Below are 11434 nucleotides of genomic sequence, written 5' to 3' on the forward strand. Positions count from 1 at the left end.
TCAGACATTCTCGGCGCGGAGCGTCATCACCGCGGCGAGCGATCCGAAGGCAACAAGGGGCAGCCATGCCGCGAGCCACGGTGCCACGAAGCCAAGCTCGCCCATGGTAAGCGACACACCATCGACGATGAAGAACAGGAAACCAAGACCGACGCCGATCGCGAACAGCGCGCCGAGGCCGCCGCCGCGGCGGAAGCGGGTGGCCAGCGGAATGCACAGTGCGATCATCAGGAGGCCGGAGAAGAACAGCGAGATCCGCTTGTGCTGCCAGGTCTGGTAGACCCAGACGGGCCGGATGCCGAAGCCCTGGTTCTCGATGAAATAGGAGAGGTCGGAGAGCGACATGTCTTCCGGAGCGCCCGAGCGCGCGCCAGCCTGCGCGGGCTTCATCGAGCCCGAATAGACGAGTGTATCAAGGCGCGAGGGCTGGAGATTGTCGCGGTAGTAGACGAGCACGTCGGAGAGCGTCCAGCGGCCATCCGAGAGTTTGGAGGATTTGGCATAGATTTGCTCGCGCAGCAGCCCCTTCTCGTCGCGCCGGAAGATGATCACGTCCTCAAGTTCGGTCGAGTCGGCGTTGGCGCTGCCGGCGCGCAGGATGTCGCCACCCGCCCGCATCCAGATCGGGTCCTTCTCGCCCACCTTCAGCTTGTCGGTTCCATAGTCGCCGATGCCCCAGTCGCGCAGTTGCGGCGAGGTGGCGGGGATGGCGGAATCGGAGAGCACGAATTGCAGGCCGCCCGCCAGGAAGGCCAGTGGCAGCAACAGCACGATAAGGCGCGCGGGCGACAGGCCCGCCGCCCACATGGCGACCATCTCGTTGCGGTAGCTGAGTTCGGTGAGCGAGAGCAGCATCGCCAGCAGCATGCTGATACCCATGTAATTCGAGATGACCGAGGGGGCCCGCATCAGCATGTATTCGGGCAGGATGCTGAGTGATCCCGGGCGCAGCGCCTGGATGTCCTTTGCATAGGTCACGAGGTCGAGTGAGAGGACGAAGAAGGAGATGCCAAGCAGGATCGCCAGGTAACGCGAGGCAACCGTGCGGATCAGCATCCAGCCGATGATCTTGATCATGCCTGCTGCTCCCAGCCGAACTTGCGCATGACCGCATGCCTGAGGCCCGCGATCAGTTCGCCGCCGCGGTCGAGTGTGGCGCTCACCGGATCGGGACGCAGCGTGAAGCAGGTGCCGATGTAGCGCCAGGCGGCAAAGACGCCGAGTAGGAAACACGGCAGCCACAGCGAGACGAGGGGCGAGACGACGCCATTGTTGGCCGCCGACGCGCCCTGCTGGATCACCTCGTTGTAGAGGATGATCAGGATCAGCGCGACGCCGGTGCGGAACCCGCGCTGGCTGCGGCGCGAGCCCACGGCGAAGGGAATGGCGAGGAAGGGCAGGATCAGGATGCTGACGGCGTTGACCAGCCTCTCGCTCAGTTCCGAGGCGACTTCCGTGCGCTTGGCCTTGGGCGGCGGATTGTCGAGGGCGGAGAAGAGTTCCGGCAGGGTCAGTTCGCGTTCGTCCTCGCCGCGCGGGCGGAAGATGTCCTTGGAGAGGCGGCCCAGCGGCGTGTCCGCCAGGGCGAATTCCGTGGTTTCACCGATCACCGCGGGAGATGCGGCAGGCGACGGCCTTGCCTTGAACGACAACCTGTGGCCCTCCTCCAGATGCAGCGTCGGCCTCTGGCCGTTCGGATTCTCGATCAGCGATCCTCTCGCCGACGTCACGGTTTCGGAACCCTCCACACCCTTGTCCTGAAAGATGAAGGCGTGGTCGAAGGCATTCTTGCCGCGATCCAGCTTGTCGATGATGAAGGTGCGGTTGCCCGCCTGCATGAAGACGCCTTCCTCCGCGAGATAGAACACATCGACGTTCGAGACGTCGAACACCACCGAGCGGTAGGCATAGCGGGCGTGGGGCTGCACCCAGCCGAGAATGGCGATTGACAGGATGCTCATGACAACGCCGAGCAGGATGACCGGGCGCGCCAGCCTGTGCAGGCTGACCCCGGACGCCATGAAGGCGTCGGTCTCGGAATTGGCGGACATGCGGCCGAAGCCCAGCAGCAGGCCGAGGAACAGCGCAGCGGGCAGTGCCGTGCCGAGGTAATGCGGCACAAGATAGGCCAGCATCTCGAAGACCACGGTGAAGGAGTTCTTCTTGCCGAGCGTGGTGTCGAGCAGGCGCACCATGCGGTCGGCCAGCAGCATGAGCAGGCCGATCACCAGCGTTCCAGCCAGCGGCAGCGACACCTGCCTCAGCACATGGCGGTCAACGATTGCGAACACGGGGTTCCGATCTGCTCCCGCGCGATGCGGATATCTTGTGGAAACGGCACGGTTTCATTGGCGGCAATCTAGCCCAGCCCCCGATCATGTTGAAAGCGGGAATTCGGCAATCGTGGAGATTGCGCGCGACTCGAGGTCGAGGCTGCGGGTGGTGACGCCAATGGCCCATTTTCCACCCTGGCGCTGGATCCGGTAGAGGTTCCAGGCGGCAAGCGGATGATGGATGCTCTGGACCATGGAGGCTGAGGGAACTCCCAGCACATGGACCGGCCCCCAGCGCGAGTTGACGACGTTCAGCATGTGCTCGTGATTGTGCCCGTGCAGAACGAGTTCTGCTCCATGCGCTTCGAGCACGTCGCGCATGCAGCCCGCGTCCACCAGGGCCTTGCGCGGCTTGGCAAGGCCAGGGAGCGGCGGGTGGTGGATCATCACGACGCGGGCATAACCGCGCTCGCGGAGGTCGGAGAGCAGGAAGGCCAGCGATTCAAGTTGCGTGCGCCCCAGCAGGCCCGAGGCCCGGTGCAAGGGCTGCGGCACGGCGGTCGAAACGCCGATCAGGGCCACATTCCGCCGCAGCCGCACATAGGGGAAGGGTGTTGCGATCTGCGCCGTCGACTGGGTATGCTTCACCCGCATGTCGCCCTGCATGTAGGCCTCGAGGTGCGAGAGACCATGTTGCCAGTCGCAGCGCACATAGGTGTCGTGATTGCCGGGAACGAAACTGATCCAGTCCGGGGGGCCAAAGACGCGAAGCCATTCGGCGGCAGCGGGGAACTCATCGTGGGCCGCCACGTTCACGATGTCGCCCGTCAATGCCACATGATCGGGTGCCTGCATCCGGATGTCTTCCGCGATCGTCATCGCGACTGTCGGGCTGTGAGCGCGATGGCGGTTGAGCCGCCAGTTGAAGGCGCCAATGGTCCGCTTCAACGCGAAATGACGCCGGGAGGCGCCCTTGGGCAGGGGGCCGAGATGAATGTCTGATAGGTGCGCGAGGCTGAACACGGGGTCTCGTTGGTCCTTGCAGGCGAAGCGGCGGCCTCAGCCGATGTCTTTCTGGTAGATGCGATAAGTCTTGTAGGGCCGGGCGCCGGTCATCTCGATCATCCGGCGCATCGGCAGGTTTTCCTCTAGGATCCAGGAGAGTTCACCGTGCCTCGTGCCGCGCGAGGTATGATAGAGGCGCACCTGGCCGATGGCGCCCAGCGCCAGTGCCGCGCCGAGTGCCGTTCCGTGGTAGCTTTTCCGCAGTCCCATGAGCGGCATGCGGATCGAGCGCGGTGGCTTGCCGAAGAGGCTCCATGCCAGCTTCGCCCAGCCCAAGGGCAGCAGCCTGCCGTTCAGCCCCGCGATCCACTCGTTGATGTTGGGCAGCGACACCGCCATGGCGACGGCCTCGCCCTTGTGCTCGGCAATGGCAATGAATTCTCCGGTCACCAGGAATTTCAGGTTGTTGCCCAGTGCCGTCATCTCGTCCTTCGTCCACGGCACGAAGCCCCAATTGTCGGACCACGCGTCGTTGAGGATCGAAACGATGATGTCAAGTTCGCTGGCAAGGTTCTTCTTGTCGAGCGGGCGGATGCGGATGTCCTTGGCGGCGATGGCCTTTGCGTGCGCTGCCGTCATTGCGCGTGGCATGCCGTCGCCCTTGTCCTCGTAGTCGTAGGCGATGACGTCCTTCGCCTTGGCAAAGCCCTGTTCCTCGACGCGGGTCACGTAATAGGGCAGGGCATGGCCCATCATCATCGACGGCGGGGTGTCGAATCCGTCGATCAGAAGGCCCATCTCGTCGTTGATCGAAAAGCTGAACGGCCCCTGGATCTTCGTCATCCCGCGATGCTTCAGCCAGGCCGTAGCCGTTTCGAACAGGGCGGCGAAGACACCGGGATCGTCTTCCGCTTCGAGGAAGCCGAACTGCCCGACATCATCCTTGTAGAGATCGCTCCGAAGCCAGCAGACCTGCGCCGAGATGCGGCCTACTGGCCTGCCGCCGCGCCTGGCGATGAAGAGCTCCGCTTCGGCATGCTGAAAATATGGGTTCTTCTTCGGATCGAGATGATCGAAGCGTTCGAAGTAGAGCGGCGCCACCCAGTTCGGGTCGTTCCGGTAAAGAGCGAAGGGTACATCGAGGAAGGCCTTGATGTCCTGCTTGCCCCGGACTGGCGTGACGGTGATTTCCTCGCTCATGCAGCGGCATTACTGCCGTGTCACCCGGAACTCAAGCTTGGCGGTGAGCTTGAGGCAGGCTAACCGTTCAGGGATGCTCAAGAGAGTCTTCTTCAAGACAGCCCAGAAACTGGTCATGCAGCCGCTCTACCGGCAGATGCGCGGGATGACGCTGGGCACGCGCACCCTGATCGTCAGACCCTCGCAAGAGGTTTTGCTGGTGCGCCACACCTATGCGCCGGGCTGGCTGCTGCCGGGCGGCGGGGTCGAGCGTGGCGAGACGCTGTACCAGGCCGCCATCCGCGAGGTCCGCGAGGAAGCCGCCATCACCGCGGAGGAAGAGCCCCGGCTTCATGGCATGTTCCTGAATGACAGGCAGTTCCCCGGCGACCATGTCGCCTGTTTTGTGCTGCGGGCCTTCAGCGAGGGCAGGTTCCAGGGCAATCTTGAAATTGCAGAGGCCCGGTTCTTTTCCGTGGGGGCGCTTCCGCCCGATACCACCGGGGGCACGCGGCGGCGCATCGCCGAAGTGCTCGATGGCGTAGCACCCACCCGGGACTGGTGAGCAGGCAGTTTTTCTTGACGTTCACCGTCCGTAAAGCTATGGCGCGCAGCATGATCGAGATGGAGCACATGAACCAGCGACGACGAGCCCGCGTCACGCGCCTTTGCGCGTCCGCCTGACAACTCGCGTCCGGTCATCCGATCCCAGCACGTTTTGACGTGCCGCGCCTCGGGGCCTCCGGGAGCCCCTCTGAAGCTTCTATCTCATCGAGACCACCACCATGTGCAGCACCATCGCCTGCGACGACACGCTTTCCTCCGACCATGATGCAATCGAGCACCTGCTCGACGTGAGCTTCGGCTCCGATCGTCATTCCAAGACGTCCTACCGGCTGCGGGAGGGGAACGCCGCCGTTCCCGGCTTGTCACTCGTGGTGCGCGATCCGGGCGTCGGCCTTGCCGGCACCATCAGCTTCTGGCCGCTCGCCATCGGTGAGAAAGATAATCCCGCACTGCTGCTTGGTCCTCTGGCCGTCCATCCCAACAGGCAGGGCCTCGGCATTGGCCTGAAGCTGATGCGCGAAGGGCTGACGCGGGCAAAGGCGCAAGGCCACGCCCTGGTGCTGCTGGTGGGTGACGAGCCCTATTACGCGAGGGTGGGCTTCGCGAAGCTGCCCCCAGGCGTGATCAGCCTTCCCGGTCCGGTCAATCCCGACCGGTTTCTCTATTTCGAACTGAAGCCCGGCGCGCTTGAAGGCGTGTCGGGGCTTGCTCATGTGCCCGCTTCAGCGGCCTTCGCGGTACCACATGGCACAGAAGGCCAGAAGCAGCGCGCCGAGGCTTAGGAGCGTCGCGAAGAGGGGAATGTCGGAGACGGCGAGCACGCGGTGCGCGTCGTTGGCCTTGAGGCCGACCCAGCCGGAACCCGCCGTCTGACGGCCCGGAGCGACCTTCACCAGTTGCGGCATGCCGTCTTCAAGCCATTGCACCGAACCGCCGGTGGAGGCGGCGACGGGAGCCAGAACCTGTGCCGTGGCCACAAGGCTGGACATCTCGCGGGCATTGGCGCTGCCCGCAGCGGCCACCGCATCGAGCTTGCCATCTCCCAGGCGATGAAGCCCGGCCTCGGTGATCGGAAGCGAACCCTGGAACCGGCCGGGCGAAATCTCGCGGAGCGGTATGGTCTCGGTCTTGCCGGAGGGCAGCGTCACCGTCACAGGGTCGGCCTTGTCGGCCATGGTGCGGCGCTCGATCACCAGATTGCCGCCAGCCTGCGTTCCCTCCAGGGCTTCTTCTTCAAGGTCAGGTTCCTTCATCAGCCAGTGCGCCATGCGGCGCAGCAGTTCGGTCTGCGGGCCGCCGCCCTCGAAGCCCCGTGCCCAGAGCCAGCCTTGATCTGACAGCAATTGCGCCACGCGGCCCTGGCCGGCCCGCGACAGCACCAAGAGCGGCTTGCCATCGAGACCCGACATCACGGTATCGCCGGTGCTCGTGGTGGTATCGACCAGGCGGAACCAGCGGCCCCAGCTCGGTGTCTCGCCTGCGGAGCCGGGGAGTTCACGCGTCACCGGATGCTTGCGGCCCTGCTCGGTGAGCATGGGCTTGAACGCACCTTCCAGAATCTGTCCCGTGGGGGCCGCGGCGATGATGTCGGAGAGGGGCGTGTAATAGAGCCCGTCTTGCTCCGCCAGGTCCGGTCCCGACGCGATCAGCACCGCGCCGCCATCGGCGACATAGCGCGCGATGTTGCTCATGTAGACGGCGGGCAGCACGGTCTGGCGGCGGTAGCGGTCGAAGATCACGAGATCGAATTCGTCGAGCTTGTCGACGAAGAGCTCGCGCGTGGGAAACGCGATGAGGGCCAGTTCCTTGGTCGGCGTCCCGTCCTGCTTCTCGGGCGGCCGCAGGATGGTGAAGTGAACGAGATCGACCGAGGCGTCGGCCTTGAGCAGGTTGCGCCACGTGCGCTCGCCCGGATGCGGTTCGCCCGAGACGAGCAGCACGCGGAGCCTGTCGCGCACGCCCTCGATGACGGTCACGGCGCGATTGTTCTGGGCAGAGATCTCGCCTTCGAGCGGGGGAATGCCGACCTCGACGATGTTCTGCCCGCCATGGTCGACGGGTACCGTCACTTCCACGGACTGCCCCGGAATGGCCTCGATGACCATGGGCTCGCCGCGGCCCACCGAGATCGATACCGACACCGGGTTTCCGGGGCCGTTCACCTCCTCGACATGGAAGGCGATCGTCTGTTCCTTGCCGACGATGCCGAAGCGCGGGGCCTTGTCGAGGACGACCTTGCGGTCGCGCTCGGACTTCGAGCCGGTGATGAGGCCATGGACGGGGCCACCGAGATTGGCCTTTGACGGATCGGCTGGCACGTCGTGGATCTGGCCGTCGGTGATCATCAGCGCGCCTGCGAAACGCTCGGGCGGTATGTCGGCCAGCGCGCGGTTCAGCGCATCGAAGGCGCGGGTGCCGTCGTCATCGGCGCTGATGCCGGAGCGCACTTCCACGGTGCGGAGTTCGGTATTGGGAAGGCGCGCCACGGCCTGCTTCAGTGCTGCCTCGGCCTCGTTGGTGCGGGCGATGCGCTCGCCGTTTTCCTGGCTGAGCGAACGGTCGATGACGGCGACAGCGATGTCGGTCAATGGCTCGCGCTCTTCGCTGCGGATGGTCGGGTTTGCAAGTGCCGCAAGGAGGAAAGCGAGCGACAGGACGCGGAGCAGAAGCCCACGCGTGCGGGCATAGGCCATGAGTGCGACCAGCAGCAGGCCCACAGCGCCCAGCGCAACCACGATGGCCCACGGCAAGAAGGGATTGAACGAAATGCTCCAGTCCATCACTGGCCCAGCCTTTCGAGAAGTGCTGGCACATGCACCTGGTCGGCCTTGTAGTTGCCGGTCAGCGCATACATCACGACGTTGACGCCCGTGCGGAAGGCGAATTCGCGCTGGCGGTCGGTGCCGGGCACGGAGGCATAGATGGGCTCGCCATTGTCATCGAGCGCCCAGGCTGCGGCATAGTCGTTGGAACCGATGATGATGGAGCTGACGCCATCGGTGTTGCCGGTGGCAGCACCCTCGCTGTCGCTGCGCTCGACCCACAGGTTGCCGCCGTCGTAGCGGCCGGGGAAGCGGTCCAGAAGATAGAAGCTCTTGGTCAGCACATGGGCCTCGGGCACCGGCTCAAGCGGCGGAATGTCAAGTTTTGCCAGCATGCGGCGAAGCGCGTCAGAAGCTGCGGTGGCCCCGCCCGAAAGCGCATCTGCACCTGCGCCATCTTCGCGGAGGTCGAAGAAGATCGTGCCGCCATTCTTCATGAACGTGTCCATGCGGGCGAGCGCGGCATCCGAAGGCACCGTCGCATCGGCCCGCACCGGCCAGTAGATCAACGGAAAGAACACGAGGTCGTCGCGCTCGATGTTGATGCCGGCGGGGTCTCCGGCGTCAACCGAGGTCCGCTCGCGCAACACCTCGCTCAAGCCCTTCAAGCCCTGTTCGCTGATCTGGTCGATCGTCGCGTCTCCGGTGATCACATAGGCAAAGCGCGTCTGAAGGGCATTCTGGAGCGCGAAATCGTCCGTGGTCTGAGCATGTGCCGGCTCGTGCATCGGCCAAAGCAGTGCAAGCACCACCGCGGCAGCCGCGGCGGCACGGCGCTGGCGCATGCGGCCTATGCCACCGCCGAGGAACAGGGTGGCGAGGCAATCGGCGAGGAAAAGGACCATGGCCAGCGCGAAGGCATAAGGTGCCAGCGGCAGGGCGGGGATGGGAGTCAGGGGCCGGATGGTCACGGTGGGGGGAAGTCCTGCGATGGGTTTCAGCGCATCGCCGGTGCGCGTGATGTTGAGCGCTCGCTCCTGCTGGCCGCGCCGATAAAGCCCGGCGGGCGTTGTTGCGGAGACGGTTGCCTTGTCGATAGCTGATGCCGGAATGGGCTGCACGTCCGGCGACGGGTCTGCCAACTCGCCAAAACCGTCAAGCGCGCGCCAGGGAACGAAGGCTTGCGCGTCGGTCGAGGCCTGCGCCACGGCTGCGCCTCCCCCTGCCGCGGGTGCGATGTCGAGCACGCGCCGCAGCATCTCGACGAAGAGTCCGGAAATCGGGAGGTTCGACCAATCGGCATTGGCGGTCACGTGGAAGAGTACAATGGTGCCCTTGCCGCGCCTTGCCGCCGTGACGAGAGGCGTTCCATCCTCCAGCGTCGCCCACACCTTGCCCGGCAGGTCGGCGTCGGGTTCGGCCAGCACCTGCCGTGTGACTTTGACGGTCGGATCCGGGGCGAGGCCTGCGAAAGGGCTCGTCTCGGGGAAGTCCTGAAGACCTTGCGGCGTCTCCCAACTGAGGGCGCTGCCAAGTGATCGACCACCCTCGCGGAGGGCTACCGGAATAAGACCATCCTGCGCGCCGGCCAGCCTCGGGCCTGCGAAACGCAGCAGCACGCCGCCGCCTTCAACCCATTTCGAAACCAGGTCCTGCTGTTCCTGCGGCAGCACGCCAATATCCGCCAGCACGAGCATCGAAAGGCCTTGGTCGAGCAGAGCCTTGAGGCTCGTGACATCGGCAGGCTCGCTCATCTCGCCGAAGGGCTCCAGCGCGCGCGATACATAGTACAGCGGCGACAGCAAGGGTTGCGACGACTCGGCGGATGAGCCTGACTGCAGACCGACTGTCTTGCGGCGCCAGCGGTCATCCATCAGAAATGTCGCGGCGGCGTTGCGCTCGCCCTCGATGGCGATGCGGCCCACTTCGTTGCGGAGCTCGATCGGAAGTTCGATGGTAGCTTCAGCCTTGGTGGCACTGCTGGCGAATTTGACTTCCGTATCTCCGAAGCTGCGGCCGTTCATGGCGCGGGCAGCGACGCGCAGGCTTTGCTCAGGGCCTCCCGTGGCACGAAGCACGGTGACCTTGATGCGCCCGCCATCAAAACCCGGCATGGCCAGCGCGGAAGGCAACGACGACGTTTCCGGAACAATCGCTTCGATGCTGGCGGCGTTGCGGGCGAGCGTCGCAAGGCCAGCGGCGAAATCCATCGCGCTGCCATCGTCGATCCCGTCGGTGAGCCAGATGACGCGAAGCGCTTCCGCATTCGAGAACCTGGTTTTCAATGCCGCGAGAAGTTCGGCCCGGTCGGGATCGATGGCGCGGGGAACAAGTGCTCCGGCACGCGTTGCGGCATCGGCGGCGCTCTGCGGTTCCAGCGGCTGCGGACGAAGTTGCGGCGTGGAAGTGGCAAGCGTCACCGGCGTGCCCGCAGAAGCAGCGCCGTCGAGAATTTCGGTCATGATCTGGCGGCGCTTGTCCCAGTCCTTCGCGCCGGCCCAGGTATCGTCGACAACGAGCAGAAGCGGCGTGCGGGAGAGCGTGTCGACGCGGCCAGGTGCGTAAAGCGGATGCGACACGCCGAGGATGAGAAGAGCTGCCACGGCGAGCCGCAGCAGCAGCAGCCACCACGGCGTCTTGTCTGGTTGTTCCTCACGGTTGACGAGGCCGAGCAGCAGTTTGATCGGCGGAAACCGGACGGTTTCAGGACGGGGCGGCGTGAATCGCAGCAGCCACCAGATGACGGGCAGCAGGAGCAAAGCGCCCAATGCCAATGGCGTGGTAAAGCTGAGCGCGCTCCAGAAGCTCATCGCCTGGCCTCGCCCGAAATCAAAGAATGAAGATTGAGCAAAAGGCGGGTCGGGGCCTCATCGGTGCGATGGATGGAAAAACTCCAGCCGATGCGGTGGCAGAGATCACGCAGCGCATTGCGATGGGCTTCGAGCTTCTGGGCATAGGCGTCACGGAGCATCTCGGTCTTGGCGGAGAGAAATTTCAATGGCCCCGCCATTTCCTGAAACTCGACGCGTCCGGCATAGGGAAGGGTTTCCTCGGCGGGGTCAACGACCTGGACGAGGTGACCGCTGATGCCGGCGGCAGCGAGCGGCGTAATGGCTTTTGTGATGTCACCGAGTGTATCGAAGAAATCGCTCACCAGCAGCGCGCTGGAAAAGCGCGGCATTCGAGTGAAGGTGGGCAGGGCCTCACCTTCGCCATTCAGAAACCAGCTTGCAATCTTCACCAGCTGGCTGCGCGAATGATCCGGCGCATAGGGCGAGCCGATGGCGGAGACACGCTCATGGGCGCGCACCGCGAGAGATGCCGCGGCAAGCGCCACGACCTGCGCCCGCTCGCGCTTGGTGATCTGCGAGAGATGCGAGTTGAAATCCATCGATACGGAGGGCGAGGCCCAGACCCAAAGGGTATTGGCGGCTTCCCATTCATTTTCACGGATGTAAACGCGGTCGGAACGGGCGGACTTGTGCCAGTCGATGCGCTGGGTGGAATCGCCGAAACTGTAGGGGCGGTACTGCCAGAAGCTCTCGCCGGGGCCGGCGCGCTTGCGCCCGTGGTCACCCAGAATCACCGTCGCGGCGATGCGCTCCGCTTCCACCAGCAAAGGCGGCAGCACGCGCGACTGCGCCGCGG

At 64.7% G+C, this 11434-nt stretch carries 9 protein-coding genes; 2 read left to right on the forward strand and 7 right to left on the reverse strand.

All coding sequences use genetic code 11. The annotated features are described in order from the left end of the window. The 4 genes from ACEW8Q_RS10615 to ACEW8Q_RS10630 all read right to left on the reverse strand — a co-directional run bounded on the left by ACEW8Q_RS10615 (window position 1) and on the right by ACEW8Q_RS10630 (window position 4478). A complete protein-coding gene (locus ACEW8Q_RS10615; RefSeq protein ID WP_373504029.1) occupies window positions 1–1077 on the reverse strand; it encodes an LptF/LptG family permease in 1077 nt (358 codons plus the stop codon). Next, window positions 1074–2291, reverse strand: coding sequence for an LptF/LptG family permease (locus ACEW8Q_RS10620; RefSeq protein ID WP_373504030.1), 1218 nt, complete (start codon window positions 2289–2291; stop codon window positions 1074–1076). The genes ACEW8Q_RS10615 and ACEW8Q_RS10620 overlap by 4 nt, the downstream gene beginning before the upstream one ends. Before the next feature lie 84 nt (window positions 2292–2375). Next, window positions 2376–3296, reverse strand: coding sequence for a metallophosphoesterase (locus tag ACEW8Q_RS10625; protein WP_373504031.1), 921 nt, complete (start codon window positions 3294–3296; stop codon window positions 2376–2378). A gap of 36 nt (window positions 3297–3332) precedes the next feature. Beyond that, complete coding sequence (locus tag ACEW8Q_RS10630; RefSeq protein ID WP_373504032.1) at window positions 3333–4478, reverse strand: dATP pyrophosphohydrolase; 1146 nt, start codon at window positions 4476–4478, stop codon at window positions 3333–3335. Window positions 4479–4551: 73 nt separating this feature from the next. On the opposite strand from ACEW8Q_RS10630, the gene ACEW8Q_RS10635 reads away from it, so the two are divergent. Both ACEW8Q_RS10635 and ACEW8Q_RS10640 read left to right on the forward strand, forming a co-directional pair. Beyond that, a complete protein-coding gene (locus ACEW8Q_RS10635) occupies window positions 4552–5022 on the forward strand; it encodes an NUDIX domain-containing protein (protein ID WP_373504033.1) in 471 nt (156 codons plus the stop codon). Window positions 5023–5242: 220 nt separating this feature from the next. Next, complete coding sequence (locus tag ACEW8Q_RS10640; protein ID WP_373504034.1) at window positions 5243–5806, forward strand: GNAT family N-acetyltransferase; 564 nt, start codon at window positions 5243–5245, stop codon at window positions 5804–5806. Here the strand turns inward: ACEW8Q_RS10640 and ACEW8Q_RS10645 are convergent. From ACEW8Q_RS10645 to ACEW8Q_RS10655, 3 genes are all read right to left on the reverse strand, one after another. Continuing rightward, window positions 5747–7804, reverse strand: coding sequence for a hypothetical protein (locus tag ACEW8Q_RS10645; protein ID WP_373504035.1), 2058 nt, complete (start codon window positions 7802–7804; stop codon window positions 5747–5749). The genes ACEW8Q_RS10640 and ACEW8Q_RS10645 overlap by 60 nt on opposite strands. Then, the gene (locus tag ACEW8Q_RS10650; RefSeq protein WP_373504036.1) at window positions 7804–10596 is read right to left on the reverse strand and encodes a DUF4159 domain-containing protein; all 2793 of its coding nucleotides are present in this window, start codon (window positions 10594–10596) and stop codon (window positions 7804–7806) included. The genes ACEW8Q_RS10645 and ACEW8Q_RS10650 overlap by 1 nt, the downstream gene beginning before the upstream one ends. After that, on the reverse strand, window positions 10593–11434 hold an 842-nt coding region (locus tag ACEW8Q_RS10655; protein ID WP_373504037.1), incomplete at its 5' end, for a DUF58 domain-containing protein. The genes ACEW8Q_RS10655 and ACEW8Q_RS10650, both read right to left, overlap by 4 nt.

Origin of the sequence: Aestuariivirga sp. (assembly GCF_041738905.1) — a bacterium.
GTDB lineage: Bacteria > Pseudomonadota > Alphaproteobacteria > Rhizobiales > Aestuariivirgaceae > Aestuariivirga.